Genomic DNA, 23,321 nt, shown 5'->3' on the forward strand with positions numbered 1-23,321 from the left:
TGGAAATCGGAAGCCGATTGGGCGACCAGAATCCCGTTAGACCAAGTGAGACTTCGACGTTCCCCAAAAATAGCTCACGCCGGACGCTTCAACGAAAAAAGCCCTCTCGCGAGGGCTTTCATTTTGATTGCGGCATTCGGAATTCATTTCGGAATGCCGCAATCGGTTTCACGCGCGCTTACTTACGCACCGAAATTCTTCGACGCGAAATCCCAGTTCACGATATTCCAGTAAGCCTCGATGAACTTCGGACGCGCATTGCGATAGTCGATGTAATACGCGTGCTCCCACACGTCGATGGTCAGGAGCGCCTTCGCGTCCGTCGTGAGCGGCGTGGCGGCGTTGCTCGTCGACACGATATCGACGGTGCCGTCGGTCTTCTTCACGAGCCACGTCCAGCCCGAGCCGAACGTGCCGGTCGCGACCTTGGCGAATTCTTCCTTGAACTTGTCGTAGGAACCGTACTTTGCGTTGATCGCGTCAGCCAGCGCGCCGGTAGGAGCGCCGCCGCCGTTCGGGGACAGGCTGTTCCAGAAGAACGTGTGATTCCATACTTGCGCCGAGTTGTTGAACACGCCGCCCGACGACTTCTTGACGATTTCTTCCAGCGGCAGGTTTTCGAACTCGGTGCCGGGGATCAGCTTGTTCAGGTTCGTCACATAGGTCTGGTGGTGCTTGCCATAGTGATACTCGAGCGTTTCTTCCGACATGTGCGGAGCGAGCGCGTTCTTGTCGAACGGCAGCGGCGGGAGCGTATGTTCCATGATGCGAGCTTCCTTTCTATGTGGATTGTGGGATTGTGTGGCGTCCAGCAGTGGAGCACTGGATTGTAGGCGAGTTGGGATAACCCAGCAAACCGTGTGCTCTTTATGAGCAAGATTGCTTTCCAATCGCCTCACGCGGCGTAAAAAGTGCTCTGAGGAGCCTCGTCAGGCACGTCAAATGTACGCCGATTCCGCGCGCCGCGCCGGGCTCAGAATTCGTCCGACAGACGCGCCTGGACATCGGCGAGCAGCACATCCGCCGATCCTTCCGCGAGATGCACTGTGAGCGGCCGCTTGGGTTTCAATGCGTTCGGTGCACGCACGGCGCGGCCCGTCTGCGCGTCGATCAATGCGGCATAACCGCGTTCGAGTGTGCGCTGCGGGCTCAGCACCTGCAAGCGCGCCGCCAGTTCCGAAACGCACGCTTTCTCACGGGCAGCGCGCCGCTCATGCGCGCTGCCGATACGCTGCGCGAGCCGCAACAGATGCTCGTGCTCGGCGGCCACATTCGGACGTCTGCGCTGCCAGCGGTAGTGCACCAGCGCGAAGTGCGCGCGCGCATCGCGCACGGGCCGCGCGCCCGCCGCGGCGAGCCGGCTTGCAAGTTGCCGCAGATGCCCGCGCTGCCGCGCCAGCCGTTCCGCGGGGCTCACGAGCCGGCGCGCGAGCCAGTCGAGTTGCTGCGCGCGGCGCTCCATCATCCGGCCGAAGCCGCGCGCGAGCGCCGCATGTCGATGATCGAGCTCGCGCAACAGCAGCACGCGCTGCGGACTGACGAGCTCGGCGGCGGCGGTCGGCGTCGGCGCGCGCACGTCGGCGGCGAAATCGGCGATGGTGAAATCCGTCTCATGCCCGACGCCGCTCACCACCGGCACCGCGCTCGCCGCGATCGCGCGTGCGAGCACTTCCTCGTTGAACGCCCAGAGATCCTCGATCGAGCCGCCGCCGCGGCACACGATCAGCACATCGACCTCGCGGCGCGCGTTCGCGGCTTCGACCATCGCCGCCAGCTTCGCGCCAACGCCCGCGCCCTGCACCGGCGCCGGATACACGACGATCGGCACATGCGGCGCGCGGCGCGCGAGCGTCGTGAGGACATCGCGCAATGCGGCCGCCTGCAACGACGTCACGATCCCGATGCCGCGCGGATGCGAAGGCAACGCGCGCTTTCGCTCGGCCGCGAAGAGCCCTTCGCTTTCGAGCTGCGCCTTCAGCCGCAGAAACGCTTCGTAGAGCCGGCCCTGCCCCGTGCGCCGCACCGCTTCCACGTTGAGCTGCAGTTCGCCGCGCGGCTCGTACATCGTGACGAGCGCGCGCACTTCGATTTTGTCGCCCTCGCGCGGCGTGAACTCGGCGTATTGCGCGCGGCCGCGGAACATCACGCAGCGCATTTGCGCATTCGCGTCCTTGATCGAGAAGTACCAATGGCCGCTCGCCGCGCGCGTGAAATTCGACACCTCGCCCGATACCCATACGAGCGGAAATGACCGTTCGAGCATCGAACTGATCGCGCGATTGAGCGCGGAAACGGGGATGACGGCATCGCCGCTTTGCGACTGCAGTGAATCGGGAATCATGGCTGGACGAGAAAAATCTTCAGGCGCGGCGCTGTGCGCGATGGACAAACGCCGCTGAACGAGGTACGCAAGTGTAACAAGTGTCCACACAGAAAGACTTACCGCCGCGTTCGGAGCGGCATCGCCAGAGGCTGGTGAGTTCGTTTCAAGCCGTTGATTTTTCGAGGTTAAATTTTTATGGATACTGTCAGCCCCGGAGCAACTCTTTCCTGACGCGCGATCGCGGTGTGTCGGCTGGAAGTTCTTCACAGAGTTATCCACAGGCGTGCGGAGCGGATGGCGTCGCCCTTTCTCCCGCGCTCCTGACTGGCGCCCACGCCCCGCGCGCGCTAGAGTGCCGGGTTCCAGCACCGGCTGGCGCGGCCGAAACCTGCTCGTCCCGGGCCGCGAGAAGCCGGGCATCGTCCAACGCCGACCGTCATCCAAGGAGCTGCCGTTGCACGCCATGCCGTACCCGACTTGCCGCCCGCCAGCGTTCATCGCGAAGGCGGTCCATGTCTGATTTCAAACCGCCGCTCGAAAACTTCCTCGCCCGCGAATGGCGCCGGCGCGGCCCCGTCGCGTGGGCGCTGACGCCTTTCGCGTGCATCTTCGGCGCGATCGCTGCCACGCGGCGCGCCTTCTACGACTTTGGCTGGATGAAGCGCGTCGAAGTGGGCGCGCCGGTGGTCGTCGTGGGCAACGTGACCGTCGGCGGAACGGGCAAGACGCCGACCGTCATCGCGCTCGTCGAGGCGTTGCGCGCCGCCGGATTCCAGCCCGGCGTGATCTCGCGCGGTTACGGCGCGAAGATCGCCAAGCCGACGAGCGTCACGGCAAGCTCCGCCGCCGAGCAGGTCGGCGACGAACCGCTGTTGATCGCGCGGCGCACGCACGCGCCGGTGTTCGTCTGCCCGGACCGCGTCGCGGCGGCGAAGGCGCTGCTCGAAGCGCATCCGAACGTCGATGTCCTCGTTTCCGACGACGGCCTGCAGCACTATCGCCTCGCGCGCGCGTTCGAGCTCGTCGTGTTCGACGACCGTCTCGGCGGCAACGGCTTTCTGCTCCCCGCGGGTCCGTTGCGCGAGCCGATGTCGCGCCGCCGCGACGCGACGCTCATCAACAGTCCCTACGAGCGCACGCTGCCGCCGTGGCCGAACACGTTTGCGCTCGAACTCGAATCCGGCGACGCGTGGCTGCTCGACGATCCGCATCAGCGCCGCCCGCTCAATCAGTTCGCCGGCGAGAAAGTGGTCGCGGCGGCGGGCATCGGCTCGCCGGAACGCTTCTTCGCGACGCTGCGCGCGGCGGGCATCGCGCCGGCGACGCGCGCGTTTCCCGATCACTACGCGTATCGCGAGAATCCGTTCGCCGGCGTCGACGCCGATGCCATCCTGATCACCGAAAAGGATGCAGTAAAATTGGGCGCCTGGCGCGATGCACGCATCTGGGTCGTTCCGGTGCAAGCCGTGCTGCGGCCGCGCCTCATCGCTCTTGTTGTGGAGAAACTCCGTGGACGCACGTCTGCTTGAAATCCTCGTTTGCCCGATTTGCAAAGGCCCGCTCAGTTACGATCGCGCCGCGCAGGAACTCGTCTGCAGCGCGGACAAACTCGCCTATCCGATCCGCGACGGCATTCCCGTGATGCTCGTCGACGAAGCGCGTCAGACCGTCGAGGGCACGCCCGTCGAGCCGCTCAAACCCGTCGGCGACGCCTGAGCACGCTGAAATGTCCGTTCCGTTCATCGCGGTCATTCCCGCGCGCCTCGCTTCCACGCGCCTGCCGAACAAGCCGCTCGCCGATATCGGCGGCAAGCCGATGGTCGTGCGCGTCGCCGAGCGCGCGCGCGAATCGGGCGCTTCGCAAGTGCTCGTCGCGACCGACTCCGACCGCGTGGTCGAGGCCGCGCGCGATCACGGCGTCGAAGTCATGTTGACGCGCTCGGATCATCCCACAGGCACGGATCGGCTCGCCGAGGTCGCGACGCGTCTGAACTGGGCCGACGAAGCCATCGTCGTCAACGTTCAGGGCGACGAGCCGCTCATCGATCCGCAGCTCGTGCGCGATGTCGCCGATCACCTCGCGGCGCATCCCGAATGCGCGATCGCGACGGCCGCGCATCCGATTCACGATCCCGCCGACGTGTTCAATCCGAACGTCGTGAAGGCCGTGCTCGATGCGCAGAGCCGCGCGCTCTACTTCTCGCGCGCGCCGATTCCGTGGACGCGCGATCTCTGGCAACCGCACTGGCCGGACGTCGCCGCGCTTGGGGCACTGCCGTCCGTGCCGAAGAACGTGCTGCGGCATATCGGCCTCTACGCCTATCGCGCGAAATTCCTGCGCGACTTCCCGAACCTCGCGCAAGCGCCGATCGAAGAAGCCGAAGCGCTCGAACAACTGCGCGCGCTGTGGCACGGCGAACGCATCGCGGTGCGCGTGACGCAAGACGCACCGCCGCCCGGCGTCGACACGCCCGCCGATCTCGCGCGCGTTCAGGCGCTCTTCCCGGAAGCGGACTGATCTCTATCTCTGTTCGACAACCCGTGTAAACCCCGCCGGATGGCCCATTCGGCGGGGTTTCTGGCGTTTTCTATCCGCGTTATTACGGTCGCAATCGTAAAGCGGCGTGGCATAATCAAGCGATTGCGCGAGCCTTCCGGTCAGCGCCACGCTCAACGTTGCGCCGCTGTCCGCAGGTGCCCGCCGTCTCCTTTTCGGCTGCGCGCCCTGTCGTCGACGCCGCACGAGCCTGGCCACCGGATGTCAAATCAGCCTCGCGGCTTGAAGCGGTTTATAGACGATTCGGAGAGATCACCATGCGTTTGATCCTGTTGGGCGCACCCGGTGCGGGCAAGGGCACCCAGGCAAACTTCATCAAGGAGAAATTCGGCATTCCGCAGATTTCGACCGGCGACATGCTGCGCGCGGCCGTCAAGGCAGGCTCGCCGCTCGGCGTCGAGGCGAAGCGCTTCATGGATGCGGGCGAGCTGGTGCCGGATTCGCTCATCATCAATCTCGTGAAGGAACGCCTGCAGGCCGACGACTGCAAGAACGGCTATCTCTTCGACGGCTTCCCCCGCACGCTGCCGCAAGCCGAAGCCATGAAAGACGCCGGCGTGGCGATCGACTACGTGCTCGAAATCGATGTGCCCTTCGACGAAATCATCACGCGCATGAGCGGTCGTCGCGTGCATGCGGCATCGGGCCGCACGTATCACGTCAAGTTCAATCCGCCGAAGGTCGACATGACCGACGACGTCACCGGCGAGCCGTTGATCCAGCGCGACGACGACAAGGAAGAGACCGTGAAGAAGCGTCTCGACGTGTACGTCGCGCAGACCAAGCCGCTGATCGCGTATTACAACGACTGGGCGAAGAGCGGCGCAGCGCCGAACGGACTGAAGGCGCCGGAATATCGCAAGATTTCGGGCCTCGGCGCCGTCGATGAAATCCGCACGCGCGTGTTCGACGCGCTCAAGTAACGCGCTGCCTGATTCGCGTTCGACGAAAACCCGCTCCCTGTGAGCGGGTTTTTTGTGTCCGTGAAATCGCATGACCGTCGTGCGAATTTGCAGCATGCGGCTTCGCTACAATCGACGCGTTTCCCAAAAGGAATGACATCGGCGCGAGCGGCTCAACCCTGCTCTCGCGCGCACGAATCGCACAAAAGGAGAAGAGACATGGAGATGCAAGGCAACACCTTTCTGATCACGGGCGGTGCGTCGGGCCTCGGCGCGGCGACCGCGCGGCTCATCGCGGCGCAAGGCGGCAAGGTCGTGCTCGCCGACATGAACGACGCGGCAGGCGAAGCGCTCGCGAAAGAGCTGTCGGGCGCGTTCGTCAAATGCGACGTGAGCCAGGAAAGCGATGGCCAACGCGCCGTCGATGCCGCGTTGAGTCTCGGCACATTGCGCGGCCTCGTGAATTGCGCGGGCATCGCGCCGGCGGCGAAGACGGTCGGCCGCGACGGTCCGCACGCGCTCGATCTCTTCTCGAAGGTGGTGTCGGTGAATCTCATCGGCACGTTCAACATGATCCGGCTCGCGGCGCACGCGATGTCGAAGAACGAAGCGAACGCGGCGGGCGAACGTGGCGTGATCGTGAACACGGCGTCGGTGGCGGCTTATGACGGACAGATCGGCCAGGCGGCCTATGCGGCATCGAAGAGCGGCGTCGCGGGCATGACGCTGCCGATCGCGCGCGATCTGAGCAAGAGCGGCATCCGTGTGATGACGATAGCGCCGGGCCTCTTCGAAACGCCGATGCTGCTCGGCATGCCGAAGGACGTGCAGGACGCGCTCGGCGCGATGGTGCCGTTCCCGCCGCGCCTCGGCAAGCCCGACGAGTACGCTCTGCTCGTCAAGTCGATTTTCGATAACCCGATGCTCAACGGCGAAGTGATCCGCCTCGACGGCGCGATCCGCATGCAGCCTAAGTAACGCTCTGCACGGCGCGCGCGGCGTGGTTCAGTCGCCTTGCTGCGTGCGCTGCCGCAACTCGTGCAGCTCGGTTTCGACGACGGTCGCGTCCTCGGCATCCGGACGAGTCTCGATGTATCGCTGCAAATCTTCCAGCGCCGGTCGCAGATAATCGAGCCGCGCATACGCGAAACCGCGATCGCGCACTTCCTCGATGCTGTTCGGCAACGCGATCACCAGCCGCTGCTGAACGGCGAGCAGACGCTGCCACCGCTCCGTTTGCAGATAGATACCCTTCAGATTGCGCAGCATGCGCGCGACGATCTCGCGCCGCGTCGCGGGTTGCAACAGCACGCGCAACGCGCTGCCGATCGACTCGCCCACACGCTGCACATACGGCTCCAGCATCTCGACCATCTGCGCTTCGGAGAGCGTCTGGCCGGTCGTCGGATCGAGCATCAGATCGTGGCCCGGCGTCGCGACACGCAAAAGGAAATGCCCCGGAAACGATACGCCGCGCACCGGCAGGCCGAGTTGCTCAGCCATTTCCAGATAGATGACGGCAAGCGAGATCGGAATGCCGCGCCGGCGACGCAGCACCACATTCAGATGGCTGTTATCCGGATCGTAGTAATCGTTGAGATTGCTGGAGAAGCCCAGCTCGCGGAAAAAGTAGCGATTCAGCGCATCGACTTTCTGCTTCGCGTCGGCGTCATCGGGCATGCGGCGACGGGCGCGCACGACGAGTTCGTCGATCTCCGCGAGCGCGGCCTGCATGTCGAGATCGGGATACGCGTCCTGCGCGAGCGACAAGGCGGCTTCCGTGAGCGGAAGGCTGTCGTCGTCCGCCATCAGCGAGGAGAAGTAGTCGAGGATACGCGTTGTCGTCATCAAAGCGTGCGTCTCTTGAAATAGGCGTACTTGAAGCCCATTGCGGCAAGAATACCGAAATATAACGCGGCAAACACGACGAGACTTGCACCGAGAAGCGCGATGCGCAGGACCGGCGTCGCGCGCATGCCGATCCAGTCGAAATTGATCGCCACCCAATGCATCGTCCCCGCAAGAATCAGGCACGCGCCGATCAGTTGCACGAAAAAGCGCAGCCAGCCCGCCGAAGGCTCATAGATCTTGCGGCGGCGCAGCCCCGCGAACAGCAGCAGCGCGTTGGCGAGCGCGCCGAGGCCGATCGAGAGCGTCAGGCCCGCGTGAGAAAAAATCGGCACGAAGATGTAGTTGCTCACCTGAGTCATGACGAGCACGAAGATCGCGATCTTCACCGGCGTCTTGATGTCCTGCTTCGCGTAGAAGCCCGGCGCGAGAATCTTGATGAGGATGAGGCCGATCAGCCCGATCCCGTATGCCGACAGCGCGCGGCCGACCATCACGACCGAATGATTGTCGAACTTGCCGTAGTGAAAGAGCGTCGCGGTGAGCGGCTCGGCGAAGAAAAACAGCGCGATCGCGCTCGGCGCGGCCAGCAGGAACGTGATGCGCAGGCCCCAGTCGAGCAGCGCGGAGTATTCGTCGTGATTGGCGTCGACGTGCGCTTTCGAGAGGCTCGGCAGCAGGATCGTGCCGAGCGCCGCGCCGAGCAGCGCGGTCGGGAATTCCATCAGCCGGTCGGCGTAGTTGATCCACGACACCGCGCCCGCCCCGATGTTCGACGCGATATTCGTGTTGATGATGAGGCTCAGTTGCCCGACCGACACTGCGAACATCGCCGGGACCATTTTCAGCAACACGCGCTTGACGCCCGGATGCGCGAGCGCGGCGCGGAAGTTCAGCCCGATGCGCGGCGTCATGTCGATCTTCTTCAGGCCGGGAAGTTGCACGAGCAATTGCAGCACGCCGCCGACGATCACCGCATACGCGAGCGCATAGACCGGAATCTTCAGATGCGGTGCGACGAACACCGCCGCGGCAATGAACGACACGTTCAGCAGCACGGGCGCGAACGCGGGCAGCGAGAACTGCTTGTACGTGTTGAGCACACCCGAGGCGAGCGTCGTCATCGAAATGAGGACGATGTACGGGAACATGATGCGCGTCATCGAGACGGCGAGGCCGTACGCCGCGCCCTCGTGCGACAACCCCGACGCGACCGCGTACACGACCCAGCTCGCGCCCAGCATGCCGAAAAGCGACAGCACGACGAGGAACCAGGTGAGGACCGTCGACATCGCGTCGACGAGCGCCTTGGTCGGATCGTGGCCCTTGCTGTTCTTGAACTCGGCGAGGATCGGCACGAACGCCTGCGCGAACGCGCCTTCCGCGGAGAGCCGCCGCAGCAGGTTGGGGATTCGGAACGCGACGTAGAACGCGTCGGTATAGATACTGGCGCCGAAGGCTCGGGCGATCAGCGTTTCGCGGATCAGGCCGGTCACGCGCGACAGCAGCGTGAAGCCGCTGACCGTCAGCAGGGCTCGGAATAGATTCATGGGGCGCTTATTATACGGGCCGCGAGCGGCGCGCCCACGAGACTCGGGGCAATGCTGGCGGCCAATGCCGCACGTTTGACCGATGACAAGGCAGCCGCCCCGTGCCGGCGCGATCCACGCCGCGCTTGTCATGTCTCATATTCCCTTGCTATAATCGCGGGTTTCGAAGCTCCAAAAATCGCTCCGATTTTGCGGCTTCGCGTCTTTTCCGGCCCCGGCCGGCGATGTTTTAGAGGTTCTCGGGCAATCGTTCCCGGGATTTCAGATCAAAGGCAGCGCGCTCGATCGCCCGCGTCATGGCTTTCATGGCCTTCGCCGGCCCCGCGCGCTCCGGACAAGTAACAGCGAAACAGGAAAAGGGAAACCGTCATGGCAAATTCCGCACAAGCTCGCAAGCGCGCCCGTCAGGCCGCCAAAGCCAACTCGCACAACTCGGCGCTGCGCTCGAAGTTCCGCACGGCCATCAAGGCAGTTCGCAAGGCTATCGAAGCCGGCGATCAGGCCAAGGCCGCCGAAGTGTTCAAGACGTCGGTCAAGACGCTCGACATCATTGCGGACAAGAAGATCGTCCACAAGAACAAGGCAGCTCGTCACAAGAGCCGCCTGGCTGCAGCCATCAAGGGCCTGCAAGCCCCCGCTGCCCAGTAATTCCGGCTCGCTTCCGGCGGGCGCATTCCGGTTTCGCGAGTTTCGCGTTCGGGGCGTTCGCCGAAGCAGCTTCCTGTTTCCGCTGCGCAGTAACGAAAAAGCCCGCTTCGGCGGGCTTTTTTGCGTCTGTCGCTTTTCGTCTGTGGCTTTCGTCACGCGGAGGTCAGGACTGAGGCTGCTGCGTCTGCGTGCCGTGATGCGGCGGCAATTCGCACGCCTCGGTCACGACCAGATCATTGTCTTTTGCGAAGTTCAGAACGAAGTCGAACGCCATCGGTTCGATGTCGCGCAGGCGGGAATCGACAATCACGACCTTGATGTCGCCGATCATCGTCGGACGCACGTAGATGGAATATTGCAGGCGGGCGTTGGGCCCTTTCGCCTTTGGGCCGAAGCCCGACATCACGCCGGCGAGACGCTCGGACCAGTCGCTCGGCCGAAATTTCCTCCCGCTCTTGGTGATGCCTTGAATGAAGTACTCGGTAGGGGATGATTCAGCCATGTAGCAATACCTTTTGACGGCCGGTGACGCGCACCGGAACGCACATGCCTGACGCAGGAACCGCAGGAGCCGGCTAGCGAAAAGCGCCGGGCGGTCTTGCGCGGGTCGATTCTGGCGGAATCGTCCGCGCCCGCGACAGGAAATGGCGGACTCGACAGCACTGGGCAATCCACCGCGAAATCGGAACGCGCAAAGTCACGCCGACCGGATTCTTGCGAACCCTTCGCCGCAGAAGCGCGTGAAACGGTGCTGAATGTTGCAGAACTGTTGGAACGAGCGAGCGTGATTATACCGCAGCGGCCTGTTTTCCGCAGCGCACACAGACATGGGATGCGTCCATCAGGGACAGCCCGAGGCCGTGAGACGGGCCTGCGCGCGCATCCTCGTCCTTTTGGCCAGCCTCGTCAAACATCGCAAAATCCTTTATGCTCAAAAGCGATACCCACTCCCGACGGCGGCGCCGTCCGGCCTCGACGCTCACGCGCGGCGGCCGGTTCGAAGCCGCCGCTTGCGTTTCATGACCGCCAAGAAAATTCGCCACTATCTTCAGTTCAAGGATTTTTCCCTCGACGACTATGAGTACGTGCTCGAACGCGCGCGCATCCTGAAGCGCAAGTTCAAGAACTACGAGACTTATCATCCGCTGCACGATCGCACGCTCGCGATGATCTTCGAGAAGAGCTCGACGCGCACGCGCCTTTCGTTCGAAGCGGGCATTTTCCAGCTCGGCGGCCATGCGGTGTTCATGAACACGCGCGATACACAGCTCGGCCGCGGCGAGCCGATCGAGGATTCGGCGCAGGTCATCTCGCGCATGGTCGACATCATCATGATCCGCACGTTCGGCCAGGACATCATCCGGCGCTTCGCGGAAAGCTCGCGCGTGCCGGTCATCAACGGGCTGACCAACGAATATCACCCGTGTCAGGTGCTCGCGGACATCTTCACGTTCTACGAGCATCGCGGTCCGATTTCCGGCAAGACCGTCGCGTGGGTCGGGGACGCGAACAACATGCTGTACACGTGGATCGAAGCGGCGCAGATTCTCGGCTTCAAACTGCGCCTCTCCACGCCGCTCGGCTACAAGCTCGATCCCGCGCTGGTTGCCGAGGAAAGCAAGCCGTTTTTTCAAGAATTCGACGATCCGAACGAAGCCTGCGCCGGCGCCGACCTCGTCACGACGGACGTCTGGACCAGCATGGGCTACGAAGCCGAGAACGAAGCGCGCATGAAGGCGTTCGCCGACTACTGCGTCGATGCCGAGATGATGGCGCGCGCCCATCCCGATGCGCTCTTCATGCACTGCCTGCCCGCGCATCGCGGCGAGGAAGTGAGCGCGGAAGTCATCGACGGTCCGCAAAGCGTCGTATGGGACGAGGCGGAGAACCGTCTGCACGTGCAGAAGGCGCTGATGGAGTATCTCCTGCTCGGCAAGCTGAATCACTGAGCGAATCTGCGCTGCCGATTCGCCGCGCATCCCAAATTTGCGGAGGCGCGGCTTTTTAATGTCAGAATAGTAGTTTTTCCGCGCACTTCATGCCCGTCGCGCGCCCGGCGGACGCGAAGCGGCGCACAACCGCCGCACCGGCTTTTCCGCACACGAGTTCACCATGAGCGATATCAAGAAAGTCGTGCTCGCCTATTCGGGCGGTCTCGACACCTCCGTCATCCTGAAATGGTTGCAGGACAACTACGACGCCGAAGTCGTGACCTTCACCGCCGACATCGGTCAGGGCGAGGAGCTGGAGCCCGCGCGCAAGAAGGCGCTCCAGCTCGGCATCAAGCAGGAAAACATCTTCATCGAAGACCTGCGTGAAGAGTTCGTCCGCGATTTCGTGTTTCCGATGTTCCGCGCGAACACCATCTACGAAGGCGAGTATCTGCTCGGCACGTCGATCGCGCGTCCGCTGATCGCGAAGCGTCAGATCGAGATCGCGCGCGCGACCGGCGCGCAGGCCGTCTCGCACGGCGCGACCGGCAAGGGCAACGATCAGGTGCGCTTCGAGCTCGGTTACTACTCGCTCGAACCCGGCATCAAGGTGATCGCGCCGTGGCGCGAATGGGACCTGCTCTCGCGCGAAAAGCTGCTCGCGTATGCGGAAAAGGCCGGCATTCCGATCGAAATGAAGCACAAGCAAGGCGGCGCGCCCTACTCGATGGACGCGAACCTGCTGCACATCTCGTTCGAAGGCCGCCATCTGGAAGACCCGAAGGCCGAGGCCGAAGCCGAAATGTGGCGCTGGACCGTATCGCCGGAAGAGGCGCCGGACCAGGCGGAATATGTCGATATCGAATTCGAGAAGGGCGATCCGGTCGCGCTGAACGGCAAGCGCCTGTCGCCCGCCGAGATGCTGACCGAGCTGAACCGTCTCGGTGGCAAGCATGGCATCGGCCGTCTGGATCTGGTCGAGAACCGTTACGTCGGCATGAAGTCGCGCGGCTGCTATGAAACGCCGGGCGGCACGATCATGCTGAAGGCGCATCGGGGTATCGAGTCGATCACCCTCGACCGCGAAGTGGCGCACCTCAAGGACGATCTGATGCCGCGTTACGCATCGCTGATCTACAACGGCTACTGGTGGAGCCCGGAGCGCCGCGCGCTGCAGGTGCTGATCGACCACACGCAGGAGAAGGTCAACGGCTGGGTGCGCGTGAAGCTCTACAAGGGCAGCGTGTCGGTCGTCGCTCGCGATTCGAAGGAAACGCTGTTCGACAAGACCATCGCGACGTTCGATGACGACGGCGGCGCCTACAACCAGGCCGATGCCGGCGGCTTCATCAAGCTGAACGCACTGCGCATGCGTATCGCGGAGAACGCGCGCCGTCAGCGCGGGGACTGATCTTTCGTTGGAATCAGGCTCGAGAAAAAACCCGCCGCGGCGGGTTTTTTCGTTTTCAGACGCGCACCGGCTCCATCTCCAGTTCGACATTGAAACGTGCTAGCACGTCGCGCCTGATGGCTTCGGCGAGTTCGAGCACCTGCGCGCCCGTCGCGCCGCCGCGATTCACGAGCACGAGCGCCTGACGATCGTGCACCGCCGCGCCGCCGATGCCGCGCCCTTTCCATCCGCACTGGTCGATCAGCCAGCCCGCCGCGAGCTTCACTTGCCCGTCGGCTTGCGGGTACGAAACGACGCCCGGTTCGCGCTGCTTGAGCGCCTCGAACGCCTGCGCACTCACGACCGGATTCTTGAAGAAGCTGCCCGCGTTGCCGAGCGCGGTCCAGTCGGGCAGCTTGGCGCGGCGCACGGCGACGACCGCATCGAAAATGGCTTGCGCATCCGGCGTCGTGGCGCCGTCGAGCGCGCGGGCGACGTCGGCGTAATCCGCGCGCGGCGTCCACGCTTTCGGCAGCCGGAACGTGACCGACGTAATCATGAAGCGCCCGCGCCCTGCCCGCTTGAAGAAGCTGTCGCGATAACCGAAGGCGCACGCGGCGCGATCGAATTTCGCGCGTGCGCCGGTCGCGAGTTCTACCGCCGTCAGCCGCTCGAAGCGCTCGCCCATTTCCAGCCCGTACGCGCCGATGTTCTGAATCGGCGCCGCGCCGACCGTGCCGGGAATCAGCGCGAGGTTTTCGAGCCCCGGCATGCCCTGCGCGAGCGTCCACGCGACGAAATCGTGCCAGTTCTCGCCCGCGCCGGCTTCGACGAGCCACGCATCGTCGTCTTCGCCGATCACGCGTTTGCCGCGAATGCCGACGATCAGCGCGACGCCGTCGAAATCGCGCGTCAGCACGATATTGCTGCCGCCGCCGAGCACGAGTTGCGGCATGTTGGCGATGCGCGCATCGGTGGCGAGCGCGGCGGCCGCATCGACGGAATCGATACGCATCGCGTGACGCGCGCGCGCGTCGAAGCCAAACGTGTTGTGGGCGAGCAGAGAGAAATCGGAGAGGAGCTGGAGCGACATGAACGAAGCGCGTCGGTAGAATGACGACAGGTCCGTGATTATAGCGATTGCGCGAGCCACGCCTGCCCGGCGCGCTCGTCGCCTCAATGAAGGAGAAAGACAGATGCCATCGTTTGACGTCGTCAGCGAAGCAAACATGATCGAAGTGAAGAACGCGATCGAGCAATCGAACAAGGAAATCTCGACGCGCTTCGACTTCAAGGGTTCGGATTCACGCGTCGAGCAGAAGGAGCGCGAACTCACGCTCTACGCCGACGACGACTTCAAGCTCGGCCAGGTGAAGGACGTTCTGCTGAACAAAATGGCCAAGCGTGGCGTCGACGTGCGTTTCCTCGACTACGGCAAGCAGGAGAAAATCGGCGGCGACAAATTGAAGCAAGTCGTCACGGTGAAAAAAGGCGTCTCGGGCGATCTGGCGAAGAAGATCGTCAAGATCGTGAAGGACAGCAAGATCAAGGTTCAGGCGAGCATTCAGGGCGACGCGGTGCGCGTGCAAGGCGCGAAGCGTGACGACCTGCAAAGCGCCATCGCGCTGCTCAAGAAGGAAGTCACGGACACGCCGCTCGACTTCAACAACTTCCGCGACTGATTCCTGATTGCTTCAGAAACGAAAAAGCCGTTCCGGTTTGCGCCGGAACGGCTTTTTGCATTATTCGGCGACCTTCTTTTTCTCGCCGATGCGACTTTCCTTGCCGGCCAGCAGCTTCGAAATATTCGCGCGATGCCGCCAGATGAGCAGCAGGCTCATCGCCAGCACGGCGAGCGAGATGCGGCTCGGCCCGAACAGAAACACCTGAAAGAACGGTGCGAACACGGCCGCGACGAGCGCCGCGAGCGACGAATAGCGGAAGAAGAACGCGATGATGAGCCACGTGAGCAGCGTCGCGATACCGAGCGCCGGATGAATCGCGAGCAGCACGCCCGCCGCCGTCGCGACGCCCTTGCCGCCCTGGAACTTGAAGAAAACCGGGTACAGATGCCCGAGGAACACGGCGATGGCCGCGAGCGCCGTCGCCGTGTTGATGCCCGATTGATCCCAGCCGAAGCTCGCGCCGAAGTGCGCGACGATCCACACGGGCAGCCAGCCCTTGAACGCATCGCCGATCAGCGTCAGGATCGCGGCCTTCTTGTTGCCGGTGCGCAGCACGTTCGTCGCGCCGGGATTGCCCGAGCCGTACGAGCGCGGATCGGCCAGTCCCATCGCGTGACTCACGACGACGGCAAACGAAATCGATCCGATCAGATAGGACGCGACGGCGACGAGCAGAAAAATCATGGTGTCTTTTCGGTTATGGCGAGAGCGGAACGCATTCTAATCGACGCTCGCGCACTGCACGGGTTTCGCGCCCAGCAACGCGGTCAGCACGTTCGGATCGATGCTCACGAGATACCCCCGCCGCCCGCCGTTCAGATAGATGCGATCGAGTTCCAGAATGCTCGATTCGACGTACACCGGCATCGCTTTTTTCGTGCCGAACGGCGACGTGCCGCCCACGAGAAACCCCGAATGCCGGTTCGCCACTTCGGGCTTGCAGGGTTCGACGCGCTTCGCGCCAATCTGACGCGCGAGATTCTTCGTGGATACCGTGCGGTCGCCGTGCATGAGGACGATCAGCGGCTTCGCGTGCTCGTCTTCCATGACGAGCGTCTTGACGACGATATGTTCGTCCACGCCGAGCTGACGCGCGGATTCCTCCGTGCCGCCGTGCTCGACGTAATCGTAAGGATGCTCGCCGAATTCAACCTTGTGACGACGCAGGAATTGCGTCGCGGGCGTTTCGGACACGTGTTTTGCTTTCGACATGCCACGCATTGTAGCGGCGCGCCGTGGCGCTCACCATCGGCCATTCGGCCGAGTATGCAGCGCAACGCGGCCGTGGCACGATCGTTCGCAGATGACGCTATCCGCGCGGATGATGCTCCCGATGCAGCTTCTGCAGCCGCTCGCGCGCGACGTGCGTGTAGATCTGCGTCGTGGAAATGTCCGAGTGGCCGAGCAGCAATTGCACGACGCGCAGGTCCGCGCCGTGATTGAGCAGATGCGTCGCGAACGCGTGCCGCAGCGTGTGCGGCGAGAGCGGCGCGTGCACGCCGCCGTTCAGCGCATGACGCTTGATGATGTTCCAGAACTGCTGGCGCGTCATGCCTTCGCCGCGCGCGGTGACGAAGAGCGCATCGGCGGAGCGCGCGCCGAGCAGCACCTGACGCGCATCGCGCAGATAGCGTTCGAGCCAGTCGTGCGCCGTTTCGCCGAACGGAATCAGGCGTTCTTTCGAGCCTTTGCCCATCACGCGCACGACGCCTTCGTTCAGGCCGACTTCGACCGTCTTCAGCGTGACGAGCTCGGTCACGCGCAGGCCGCTCGCGTACATCAGTTCGAGCATCGTGCGGTCGCGCAAGCCGAGCGGCGTCTCGATGTCGGGTGCGCCGAGCAGCGCTTCGACTTGCGACTCGTTGAGCGTCGACGGAAAGCGCGGCGGCTGCTTGGCCGAGCGCAGCTTGAGCGTCGGATCGGCGGACACGCGATGCTCGCGCAACGCCCACGCGTAATAGCGCCGAAAGACCGACAGACGCCGGTTCGCGGACGTCGCCTTGTCGCCGCGGCGCGCGGCCATGTAGCCGTTCATGTCGGCTTCGACGGCGGCATCGATCGACGCGCCGCGCGTCTTGCCGAGCCATTCCGCGAAGAGTTTGAGGTCGCGCCGGTACGCTTCGAGCGAGTTCTTGGCGAGGCCGTGTTCGAGCCAGAGCGCATCGCAAAAGAGATCGATCGCGTCCTGACTCGCGACGAGTCCCGGTGCTTGTATTGCTTCAGTCGTTGCGCTCGTCATGCGATGGATACACCTTCATGCGCCAGCAGCCAGCGCTTCACGTTGCGATAAAAACCTTCGCCGGGATGATGCGCGAAACCGCCGATCCCGCCCGAGGCCACTACCCGGTGGCACGGTATCACGATCGGCAGCGGATTGGAGCCGCACGCCTGCCCGACTGCGCGCGGCACGCTGCCGATCTCGCGCGCGAGCTGGCCATAGGTCCAGACTTGGCCCGCCGCGATGCCCGAGATGCCGCGCCATACGCGCTGCTGAAACGCGGTGCCGCGAAGCGCGAGCGGTAGGTCGAAGCGCATCGAAGGCGTCTGAAAATACGCGCGGATCTGCGCGGCGGCTTCCTTCGCGAGCGGCGTTTCAGGCTCAATGCTGCCGACATCGTCCGGCAGATAGACGATCTCGCGCACGCATTGCGCATCGGCGCGAATGCCGACCTTGCCGAACGGCGCGTCGATCACGGCATCGAATGGCTTCACGTTCTTGTCGCTTGTTCGAGCGCCCACAGCACATGTTCGCGCACCAACGCCGAGGAATCGTCCGCACGCGCGCGCAATGCATCGGCGATCGCTTCGCGTTCTTCCGCATCGAGCGACGGATCGCGCAACGCATTGCCCATCGCGACCGCGATATTGCGCAGCCAGCGCTCATGCCCAATGCGCCGGATCGCGCTGCCCTGCATGCGCGTGTCGAAATCCGCCGCGCTCCATGCGAACAGCTCGACGAGCGTCGCGCGATCGAGTCCGTGGCGCACGTCGAAATCCGCGACCGGCGCGGCCCGCGCGAACTTGTTCCACGGACAGACGAGCTGACAATCGTCGCATCCATACACGCGATTGCCGATCAGCGGACGCATCTCCTCGGGAATGCTGCCGTGCAGTTCGATCGTCAGATACGAGATGCAGCGCCGCGCGTCGACGCGATACGGCGCCACGATCGCGCCCGTCGGACACGCGCCGATGCAGCGCGTGCACTGCCCGCAATGCGCGCCTTCGTGCTCGGGATGCGGATCGACGGGCAACGGGACATCGACGAAAATTTCGCCGAGAAAGAACAGCGATCCGGCGTCGCGATCGAGCAGCAACGTATGCTTGCCACGCCAGCCGGCGCCCGCTTTCTGCGCGAGCGCGACTTCGAGCACCGGCGCTGAATCCGTGAACGCGCGATGCCCGAACGGCCCGATCTCGCGCTCGATGCGCTCCGCCAGCTGCTGCAGGCGATTGCGCATGACCTTGTGATAATCGCGCCCGCGTGCGTAGATGGAGACCATCGCCTGCGACGGCTTCGCGAGCCGCGACCATTCGATCGCGCGCCAGTCGTTCTTCTGACCGTCGGCTGTCGCGACACTTTCATCGCCCTTTTTCGCGAGCGTTTCCGCAGGAAGATAGGCCATGCGCGCGGTGATGACACGTCGCGTGCCGGCCACAAGCTCGGCCGGTCTTGCGCGTTTCATCCCATGTTTGGCCATATAATCCATTTCGCCGTGATAGCCTGCTTCGAGCCAATCAGTCAGGCCCTTCTCGGCATCCGTCAGGTCGATATCGCTGATGCCGACCGCACCGAACCCCAACTCGCGCCCCCATGTCTTGATGCGCTGCGCGAGTTCTGCCAGCGCGTTTTCATCGAGATCGAAGACGCGAGACTCTGAATCGGATTCAGCGGCGGCGTCGCTGGACGCTGTCGTGATTTCAACGGAATGTTCCGGCAATCGGTTCATCACGACATTTTACGAGCAATGCCCGAAAGCCCCGCACGAACGACGCAAGACTTATCCGCCGCGCTTCTCGAACGCCGCTTCGACCTGCGCGACGAAGCCGCGACGCTCGCTTTCGGAGAACGCTTCGCGCGCGCCATCGACGCTACGCGTCTGTCCATATCGCACGCTTCGTCTGAACGTTTTCACGGTCTGCAAGTCCAGTTGATCGGTGATCTCGGCGCGGGCAAGACCACGCTCGTGCGCGCGACCTTGCGCGCGCTCGGCCACGTCGGCCGCGTGAAGAGCCCGACTTACACGCTCGTCGAGCCGTATTCGCTCGTCACCGAAAGCGGTCCGCTCGACGTTTATCACTTCGATCTCTATCGCTTCGCCGATCCGGCCGAATGGGCCGATGCCGGCTTTCGCGAATATTTCGATGCGGGCGCGGTGTGCCTCGTCGAATGGCCGCAACAGGCGGGTGGCCTGCTCGGCGTGCCGGATCTCGTGTTTGCGCTGTCCCTGCCGGACGAAGGAACGTCGAACGATGAAGGCCGCGTGCTGACCGCGCGGGCATTTAGCGAAACAGGAAAGTCATGTCTCGAAAGATGTTGATCAAGCCATTTCATTCGATCGAATCGGCTGCCCAAGCGCCGCACAACTGGCGTCGCCGTCAGGTGTTGCGCGCAGGCGCTTCGACGCTCGTGCTCGCGCTCGTCGGACCGAAGCTCGCGCATGCGAGCAGCGTGCTCGGCGTGCGCGTGTGGCCCGCGCGCGACTACACCCGCGTGACGATCGAATCGGACCAGCCGCTTCAGAACGCCAATCAGCTATTGCAGGGGCCGGACCGGCTCGTGGTCGATCTCTCCGGCATCGATCTCGATCAGGCGCTGCGCGATCTCGTCTCGAAGATCACGCCGAACGATCCGCAGATTCAGGCGGTGCGCATCGGGCAATATCAGCCGCATGTCGTGCGCATGGTGTTCGATCTGAAAGGATCGGTGAAGCCGCAGGTGTTCACGCTCGGGCCGATCGGCAGCTACAAATACCGGCTCGTGTTCGATCTGTATCCGGCCGTCGCACCCGATCCGCTGATGGAACTGCTCGCGCAGACCGAGCGCAAGCAGGAAGCGCTCGACCGCGCCAATCCGAATCCGTCCGCGCCGCCGCCCGCGACGCTTTCCGGGCCGGCGACCGCGCAGAAACCGACGACGCCCGATTCCACCGACGAGTTCTTCCAAAAGTACGCGCAGAACGAAACGCCCGCCGAAACGCCGCCGAAACCGGCGGTCAAGCCGCGCGTGCCGGCGCCGCCGCCCGTCATCGCGAAGAAGGACGACGACAACGACGCCTACGCGTTCTCCACGCCCAAGCAAGGCGCCGGCACGACGCGGCTGCTCACCGTCGCGATCGATCCCGGTCACGGCGGCGAAGATCCGGGCGCGATCGGCGGCCAGGGCACCTACGAGAAGCACATCGCGCTCGACATCGCGAAGAAGCTGCGCGCGAAGATCGACGCCCAGCCCAACATGCGCGCGATGATGACCCGCGACGCCGACTTCTTCGTGCCGCTCAACGTGCGCGTGCAAAAGGCGCAGCGCGTCTCCGCCGATCTTTTCGTGTCGATTCACGCCGATGCCTTCACGTCGCCCGAAGCGCGTGGATCGTCGGTGTTCGCGCTGTCGGAGCATGGCGCGTCGAGCGCGGCTGCGCGCTGGATGGCGAACAAGGAAAACTCGTCGGATCAGGTCGGCGGCATCAACGTGAAGTCGCAGGACGCGAGCGTGAACCGCGCGCTCTTCGACATGTCGACGACCGCGCAGATCCGCGATTCGATGCGCTACGGCAGCTTCGTGCTGAACGAAATCGGCGGCATCAACAAGCTGCACAAAGGTTCAGTCGAACAGGCGGGTTTCGCCGTGCTGAAGGCGCCGGACATTCCGTCGATTCTCGTGGAGACCGCGTTCATCAGCAATCCGGACGAGGAAACGCGCCTGAACGACGACGCCTATCGTGACAAGATGGCCAACGCGATCATGAAGGGCATCAAGCGCTATTTCGCGGCGAATCCGCCGCTCGCGAAGAGCCGCATGACGTAAAAATCCGGCCGGGTTTCGTTCAGCGCGCCGGCAGAATGCGCTGAACGAGCCGCGCGCCGAATACGTTCACCACGAGTCCCGCCATCACGAGCGCCGCGCCCGCCACCTGCGCCGAATTCAAACCCTCGCCGAGAAACAGCGCCGCCGACGCCAGCCCGATCACCGGGACGAGCAGCGAGAACGGCGCGACGCTTCCCGCCGGATAGCGCGCGAGCAACTTTCCCCACAAGCTATAGCCGACGATCGTCGCGATGAACGAAAGATAGAGAATCGCGAAGATCGAGATGAGCGGAATCGTCGCGAGACTGGATTCGATGCGCGCCGGGCCTTCGAAGATCAGCGAGAGCGCGAGGAACGGCAGCGGCGGAATCAGGCTGCCCCACACCACGAGCGAGAGCAGATCGACCTTGCCCATGCGCTTCGTCACGATATTGCCGAGCGCCCACATCGCGGCGGCGGCGAGCGTGAAGAGAAAGCCGGTGACGGTCATCGCGTGACCGCCGCGCATGCCGATGAGCGCAAGCCCCGCCGCCGCGATCAGCAGGCCGGCGACGTTCGCCGCGCGGATGCGCTCGCCGAGGAACATCGACGCGAAGATGAGCGTGAAGAATGCTTGCGCCTGCAGCACGAGCGACGCGAGACCGGCGGGCATGCCCACGTACATGCCGTAGAAAAGCAGCGCGAACTGCCCGAGAGAAATGGTGAGGCCGTAGGCAAAGAGCCAGCGCAGCGGTATCTGCGGGCGCTTGACGAAGATCGCGGGCACGGCGGCGAGCGCGAAGCGCAGCGCGCCGAGCAGCATCGGCGGAACACCGTGCAGTCCCAGCTTGATGACGACGAAATTCACGCCCCACGCGAGAATGACCACCGATGCGATCAGCAAATCCTTTGGCGACATCGCCCTCTTCCTTGTGTCATGTGCGTCGTTGGCGAGCCGTAAAGTGTAGCCGAGGGCGCGGCGGCAGGCTTGTCAAATCCTGCGCGGCATGACGATGCACGCAAAAAGCGCCCGCGCCTCGTGAAAGGCGCGAGCGCTTTGGCTGCGGCGATGCGAAGCGGCGCTTACTTCGTCTGGCCGGATTCCGTGCCCGCATCGTTGCCGGTTTCGACGGCCGGCGTCTTCTTGGTCGCCGTCGATTTCGTCGTGTGCTTGTGCGTCTTGTGCTTCTTCGGCGTGGTCGCGGCCGAATTATCGGTGGTGGCGCCGGCGGTGTCGTTGCCCATCGCCGCAGACGAATTGCCCGACGAGGTCTGCGCGAACGCGCCCGTTGCGGCGGTGGCGGTGAAAAGGCCAGCGGTGATGGCGATCAAAAGCTTGTTCTTGCTCATTTCGACTCCCTATCCAAATTGTCACGTTGCGAAAGTTGCGCGAAGCCGCGTGCCTGGAACCCACGCGGCACCAAAAAAACGAAAGTCTCGGCGGCAACGCCTGCGCCGCGCGGCATCGGCCGGTAGAATCGGCTGATCCACGCGCCATTCCGGCGCGCGATCTTCCTTCCGGAACCCGCCATGCCTTCGACGATCCGCGCATTGCTGAAGCCACACCAACATGACGTCGGCGGCCTCATGGTGCGGCGCGTGCTGCCCGCCCTCGCGGCGCGCACCGTCGGACCCTTCATCTTTTTCGACCATATCGGTCCCGCAACGCTCGTGCCCGGAAACGGCCTCGACGTGCGTCCGCATCCGCATATCGGGCTCGCGACGGTCACGTATCTGTTCGACGGCGCGATCATGCATCGCGATAGCGTCGGCTCCGTGCAGAAGATCGTTCCCGGCGACGTCAACTGGATGACCGCGGGCCGCGGCATCGTCCATTCCGAGCGCACGCCCGACGAGGAACGCGCATCCGGCCAGACGATGCACGGCATCCAGACGTGGGTCGCGATGCCCGCCGCGAGCGAGGACATCGAGCCGGCATTCGAGCATCACGCAGCGGCGGCGTTGCCGCAGATCGAGCGCGACGGCGTCACGCTGCGCATCATCGCGGGCACGGCGTTCGGCGCGAAAGCGCCCACGCGCACGTTTTCGCCGACGCTTTATGTCGCCGCGCAGTTCACGCCCGGCAGCGCGATCACGCTCGATACGGAGCACGAGGAGCGCGGCGTGTATCTCGTGAGCGGCGATTTGTCGATCGACGGCGAACCGCTGCCCGAACAGCAGATGGCCGTGCTCGCGCCCGGCGCCGACGCGAAGCTGACGAGCGCGAACGGCGCGGTCACGATGCTGCTCGGCGGCGCGCCGCTCGACGGCCCGCGCTTCATCGAATGGAATTTCGTGTCGAGTTCGCGCGAGAAGATCGACGCGGCCAAGATCGCCTGGAGCGAGCAGCGCATGGGCCACGTGCCCGGCGAGACCGAGTTCATTCCGCTGCCGCCGCAGCGCCGCGAGAATCGCGCGCCCGAAGGCTGACGCGCTTGAGAACCGGCTGTGTCGTCCCCACGTAATCGGGATCGACCGAAAGC

25 protein-coding genes are annotated in these 23,321 nt (G+C 64.0%); 12 read left to right on the forward strand and 13 right to left on the reverse strand.

Features of this window, described 5'->3' with window-relative positions:
• Nucleotides 1–182: 182 nt before the first annotated feature.
• Both sodB and xseA read right to left on the reverse strand, forming a co-directional pair.
• Nucleotides 183–764: a superoxide dismutase [Fe] gene (gene sodB / locus NCT05_RS13925; protein WP_008342714.1), complete on the reverse strand. Its 582-nt coding sequence runs from the start codon at nt 762–764 to the stop codon at nt 183–185.
• A 209-nt stretch (nt 765–973) separates the two neighbouring features.
• Nucleotides 974–2,341, reverse strand: a complete 1,368-nt coding sequence (gene xseA, locus NCT05_RS13930) for an exodeoxyribonuclease VII large subunit (RefSeq protein WP_250502587.1) — start codon at nt 2,339–2,341, stop codon at nt 974–976.
• A 494-nt stretch (nt 2,342–2,835) separates the two neighbouring features.
• Here xseA and lpxK point away from each other — a divergent pair, with 494 nt between their 5' ends.
• From lpxK to NCT05_RS13955, 5 genes are all read left to right on the forward strand, one after another.
• The gene (gene lpxK, locus NCT05_RS13935; protein ID WP_250502588.1) at nt 2,836–3,852 is read left to right on the forward strand and encodes a tetraacyldisaccharide 4'-kinase; all 1,017 of its coding nucleotides are present in this window, start codon (nt 2,836–2,838) and stop codon (nt 3,850–3,852) included.
• Nucleotides 3,833–4,039 (forward strand): Trm112 family protein, encoded by a 207-nt coding sequence (locus tag NCT05_RS13940; protein ID WP_008342720.1) that lies wholly within the window; start codon nt 3,833–3,835, stop codon nt 4,037–4,039. The genes lpxK and NCT05_RS13940 overlap by 20 nt, the downstream gene beginning before the upstream one ends.
• Nucleotides 4,040–4,049: 10 nt before the next feature.
• The gene (gene kdsB, locus NCT05_RS13945) at nt 4,050–4,841 is read left to right on the forward strand and encodes a 3-deoxy-manno-octulosonate cytidylyltransferase (RefSeq protein ID WP_250435114.1); all 792 of its coding nucleotides are present in this window, start codon (nt 4,050–4,052) and stop codon (nt 4,839–4,841) included.
• A 296-nt stretch (nt 4,842–5,137) separates the two neighbouring features.
• Nucleotides 5,138–5,803 (forward strand): adenylate kinase, encoded by a 666-nt coding sequence (gene adk, locus NCT05_RS13950; protein WP_008342724.1) that lies wholly within the window; start codon nt 5,138–5,140, stop codon nt 5,801–5,803.
• A 198-nt stretch (nt 5,804–6,001) separates the two neighbouring features.
• On the forward strand, nt 6,002–6,760 hold the full coding sequence (locus tag NCT05_RS13955) for a 3-hydroxyacyl-CoA dehydrogenase (protein ID WP_239295099.1): 759 nt from the start codon (nt 6,002–6,004) through the stop codon (nt 6,758–6,760).
• A gap of 27 nt (nt 6,761–6,787) precedes the next feature.
• On the opposite strand, the gene NCT05_RS13960 is transcribed toward NCT05_RS13955, so the two are convergent.
• Both NCT05_RS13960 and murJ read right to left on the reverse strand, forming a co-directional pair.
• Nucleotides 6,788–7,630 (reverse strand): SirB1 family protein, encoded by an 843-nt coding sequence (locus tag NCT05_RS13960; protein WP_250435116.1) that lies wholly within the window; start codon nt 7,628–7,630, stop codon nt 6,788–6,790.
• Entirely contained in the window at nt 7,630–9,180 is a 1,551-nt protein-coding gene (murJ, locus tag NCT05_RS13965; protein WP_008342730.1) for a murein biosynthesis integral membrane protein MurJ, read from the reverse strand. Before murJ ends, NCT05_RS13960 begins: the two co-directional genes overlap by 1 nt.
• A gap of 369 nt (nt 9,181–9,549) precedes the next feature.
• Between murJ and rpsT the strand changes: the two genes are divergently transcribed.
• A complete protein-coding gene (rpsT, locus tag NCT05_RS13970) occupies nt 9,550–9,828 on the forward strand; it encodes a 30S ribosomal protein S20 (RefSeq protein ID WP_008342733.1) in 279 nt (92 codons plus the stop codon).
• A 163-nt stretch (nt 9,829–9,991) separates the two neighbouring features.
• Here rpsT and NCT05_RS13975 read toward each other — a convergent pair whose 3' ends face one another.
• Nucleotides 9,992–10,330, reverse strand: a complete 339-nt coding sequence (locus NCT05_RS13975; RefSeq protein ID WP_008342735.1) for a DUF3579 domain-containing protein — start codon at nt 10,328–10,330, stop codon at nt 9,992–9,994.
• A gap of 517 nt (nt 10,331–10,847) precedes the next feature.
• Here NCT05_RS13975 and argF point away from each other — a divergent pair.
• Together argF and NCT05_RS13985 are read left to right on the forward strand one after the other, a co-directional pair.
• Nucleotides 10,848–11,777, forward strand: coding sequence for an ornithine carbamoyltransferase (argF, locus tag NCT05_RS13980; RefSeq protein WP_008342737.1), 930 nt, complete (start codon nt 10,848–10,850; stop codon nt 11,775–11,777).
• Nucleotides 11,778–11,940: 163 nt separating this feature from the next.
• On the forward strand, nt 11,941–13,170 hold the full coding sequence (locus tag NCT05_RS13985) for an argininosuccinate synthase (protein WP_175980456.1): 1,230 nt from the start codon (nt 11,941–11,943) through the stop codon (nt 13,168–13,170).
• A 55-nt stretch (nt 13,171–13,225) separates the two neighbouring features.
• Here the strand turns inward: NCT05_RS13985 and murB are convergent, their stop codons facing one another.
• The gene (murB, locus tag NCT05_RS13990; RefSeq protein ID WP_034471578.1) at nt 13,226–14,242 is read right to left on the reverse strand and encodes a UDP-N-acetylmuramate dehydrogenase; all 1,017 of its coding nucleotides are present in this window, start codon (nt 14,240–14,242) and stop codon (nt 13,226–13,228) included.
• A 103-nt stretch (nt 14,243–14,345) separates the two neighbouring features.
• Here murB and NCT05_RS13995 point away from each other — a divergent pair, with 103 nt between their 5' ends.
• Nucleotides 14,346–14,831: a YajQ family cyclic di-GMP-binding protein gene (locus tag NCT05_RS13995; protein ID WP_008342740.1), complete on the forward strand. Its 486-nt coding sequence runs from the start codon at nt 14,346–14,348 to the stop codon at nt 14,829–14,831.
• A 60-nt stretch (nt 14,832–14,891) separates the two neighbouring features.
• Here the strand turns inward: NCT05_RS13995 and plsY are convergent, their stop codons facing one another.
• The 5 genes from plsY to queG all read right to left on the reverse strand — a co-directional run bounded on the left by plsY (nt 14,892) and on the right by queG (nt 18,784).
• Nucleotides 14,892–15,518: a glycerol-3-phosphate 1-O-acyltransferase PlsY gene (plsY, locus tag NCT05_RS14000; RefSeq protein WP_250502589.1), complete on the reverse strand. Its 627-nt coding sequence runs from the start codon at nt 15,516–15,518 to the stop codon at nt 14,892–14,894.
• A gap of 36 nt (nt 15,519–15,554) precedes the next feature.
• Entirely contained in the window at nt 15,555–16,046 is a 492-nt protein-coding gene (ybaK, locus tag NCT05_RS14005; RefSeq protein ID WP_175980458.1) for a Cys-tRNA(Pro) deacylase, read from the reverse strand.
• 97 nt (nt 16,047–16,143) lie between these two features.
• The gene (gene xerD, locus NCT05_RS14010; protein ID WP_008342745.1) at nt 16,144–17,073 is read right to left on the reverse strand and encodes a site-specific tyrosine recombinase XerD; all 930 of its coding nucleotides are present in this window, start codon (nt 17,071–17,073) and stop codon (nt 16,144–16,146) included.
• Complete coding sequence (locus NCT05_RS14015; protein WP_034471573.1) at nt 17,070–17,546, reverse strand: methylated-DNA--[protein]-cysteine S-methyltransferase; 477 nt, start codon at nt 17,544–17,546, stop codon at nt 17,070–17,072. The genes xerD and NCT05_RS14015 overlap by 4 nt, the downstream gene beginning before the upstream one ends.
• The gene (queG, locus tag NCT05_RS14020; RefSeq protein WP_250480658.1) at nt 17,543–18,784 is read right to left on the reverse strand and encodes a tRNA epoxyqueuosine(34) reductase QueG; all 1,242 of its coding nucleotides are present in this window, start codon (nt 18,782–18,784) and stop codon (nt 17,543–17,545) included. The genes NCT05_RS14015 and queG overlap by 4 nt, the downstream gene beginning before the upstream one ends.
• Nucleotides 18,785–18,802: 18 nt before the next feature.
• On the opposite strand from queG, the gene tsaE reads away from it, so the two are divergent.
• Both tsaE and NCT05_RS14030 read left to right on the forward strand, forming a co-directional pair.
• Nucleotides 18,803–19,375 (forward strand): tRNA (adenosine(37)-N6)-threonylcarbamoyltransferase complex ATPase subunit type 1 TsaE, encoded by a 573-nt coding sequence (tsaE, locus tag NCT05_RS14025; RefSeq protein ID WP_250435130.1) that lies wholly within the window; start codon nt 18,803–18,805, stop codon nt 19,373–19,375.
• Nucleotides 19,357–20,859, forward strand: a complete 1,503-nt coding sequence (locus tag NCT05_RS14030) for an N-acetylmuramoyl-L-alanine amidase (RefSeq protein WP_175980461.1) — start codon at nt 19,357–19,359, stop codon at nt 20,857–20,859. The genes tsaE and NCT05_RS14030 overlap by 19 nt, the downstream gene beginning before the upstream one ends.
• A gap of 19 nt (nt 20,860–20,878) precedes the next feature.
• Here NCT05_RS14030 and NCT05_RS14035 read toward each other — a convergent pair whose 3' ends face one another.
• Nucleotides 20,879–21,757, reverse strand: a complete 879-nt coding sequence (locus NCT05_RS14035) for an EamA family transporter (RefSeq protein WP_239295105.1) — start codon at nt 21,755–21,757, stop codon at nt 20,879–20,881.
• 164 nt (nt 21,758–21,921) lie between these two features.
• Nucleotides 21,922–22,188, reverse strand: a complete 267-nt coding sequence (locus NCT05_RS14040; RefSeq protein ID WP_175980463.1) for a hypothetical protein — start codon at nt 22,186–22,188, stop codon at nt 21,922–21,924.
• A 180-nt stretch (nt 22,189–22,368) separates the two neighbouring features.
• Here NCT05_RS14040 and NCT05_RS14045 point away from each other — a divergent pair, with 180 nt between their 5' ends.
• Nucleotides 22,369–23,268, forward strand: coding sequence for a pirin family protein (locus tag NCT05_RS14045; protein ID WP_250502590.1), 900 nt, complete (start codon nt 22,369–22,371; stop codon nt 23,266–23,268).
• Nucleotides 23,269–23,321 lie beyond the last annotated feature (53 nt).

Origin of the sequence: Caballeronia sp. AZ7_KS35 (genome assembly GCF_023631045.1) — a bacterium.
Lineage (GTDB): Bacteria > Pseudomonadota > Gammaproteobacteria > Burkholderiales > Burkholderiaceae > Caballeronia > Caballeronia zhejiangensis.

Bases quoted from the DNA above. Each gene is read 5' to 3' on its own strand.
- argF (WP_008342737.1), top strand. From the start codon at position 10,848: ATGACCGCCAAGAAAATTCGCCACTATCTTCAGTTCAAGGATTTTTCC.
- lpxK (WP_250502588.1), top strand. From the start codon at position 2,836: ATGTCTGATTTCAAACCGCCGCTCGAAAACTTCCTCGCCCGCGAATGG.
- rpsT (WP_008342733.1), top strand. From the start codon at position 9,550: ATGGCAAATTCCGCACAAGCTCGCAAGCGCGCCCGTCAGGCCGCCAAA.
- ybaK (WP_175980458.1), bottom strand. From the start codon at position 16,046: ATGTCGAAAGCAAAACACGTGTCCGAAACGCCCGCGACGCAATTCCTG.
- NCT05_RS14035 (WP_239295105.1), bottom strand. From the start codon at position 21,757: ATGTCGCCAAAGGATTTGCTGATCGCATCGGTGGTCATTCTCGCGTGG.
- tsaE (WP_250435130.1), top strand. From the start codon at position 18,803: ATGCCCGAAAGCCCCGCACGAACGACGCAAGACTTATCCGCCGCGCTT.
- NCT05_RS13985 (WP_175980456.1), top strand. From the start codon at position 11,941: ATGAGCGATATCAAGAAAGTCGTGCTCGCCTATTCGGGCGGTCTCGAC.
- murB (WP_034471578.1), bottom strand. From the start codon at position 14,242: ATGTCGCTCCAGCTCCTCTCCGATTTCTCTCTGCTCGCCCACAACACG.
- plsY (WP_250502589.1), bottom strand. From the start codon at position 15,518: ATGATTTTTCTGCTCGTCGCCGTCGCGTCCTATCTGATCGGATCGATT.
- queG (WP_250480658.1), bottom strand. From the start codon at position 18,784: ATGAACCGATTGCCGGAACATTCCGTTGAAATCACGACAGCGTCCAGC.
- NCT05_RS13995 (WP_008342740.1), top strand. From the start codon at position 14,346: ATGCCATCGTTTGACGTCGTCAGCGAAGCAAACATGATCGAAGTGAAG.
- NCT05_RS14030 (WP_175980461.1), top strand. From the start codon at position 19,357: ATGTCTCGAAAGATGTTGATCAAGCCATTTCATTCGATCGAATCGGCT.
- NCT05_RS13960 (WP_250435116.1), bottom strand. From the start codon at position 7,630: ATGACGACAACGCGTATCCTCGACTACTTCTCCTCGCTGATGGCGGAC.
- NCT05_RS13955 (WP_239295099.1), top strand. From the start codon at position 6,002: ATGGAGATGCAAGGCAACACCTTTCTGATCACGGGCGGTGCGTCGGGC.
- NCT05_RS13975 (WP_008342735.1), bottom strand. From the start codon at position 10,330: ATGGCTGAATCATCCCCTACCGAGTACTTCATTCAAGGCATCACCAAG.
- NCT05_RS14045 (WP_250502590.1), top strand. From the start codon at position 22,369: ATGCCTTCGACGATCCGCGCATTGCTGAAGCCACACCAACATGACGTC.
- adk (WP_008342724.1), top strand. From the start codon at position 5,138: ATGCGTTTGATCCTGTTGGGCGCACCCGGTGCGGGCAAGGGCACCCAG.
- NCT05_RS14040 (WP_175980463.1), bottom strand. From the start codon at position 22,188: ATGAGCAAGAACAAGCTTTTGATCGCCATCACCGCTGGCCTTTTCACC.
- xerD (WP_008342745.1), bottom strand. From the start codon at position 17,073: ATGACGAGCGCAACGACTGAAGCAATACAAGCACCGGGACTCGTCGCG.
- kdsB (WP_250435114.1), top strand. From the start codon at position 4,050: ATGTCCGTTCCGTTCATCGCGGTCATTCCCGCGCGCCTCGCTTCCACG.
- sodB (WP_008342714.1), bottom strand. From the start codon at position 764: ATGGAACATACGCTCCCGCCGCTGCCGTTCGACAAGAACGCGCTCGCT.
- xseA (WP_250502587.1), bottom strand. From the start codon at position 2,341: ATGATTCCCGATTCACTGCAGTCGCAAAGCGGCGATGCCGTCATCCCC.
- murJ (WP_008342730.1), bottom strand. From the start codon at position 9,180: ATGAATCTATTCCGAGCCCTGCTGACGGTCAGCGGCTTCACGCTGCTG.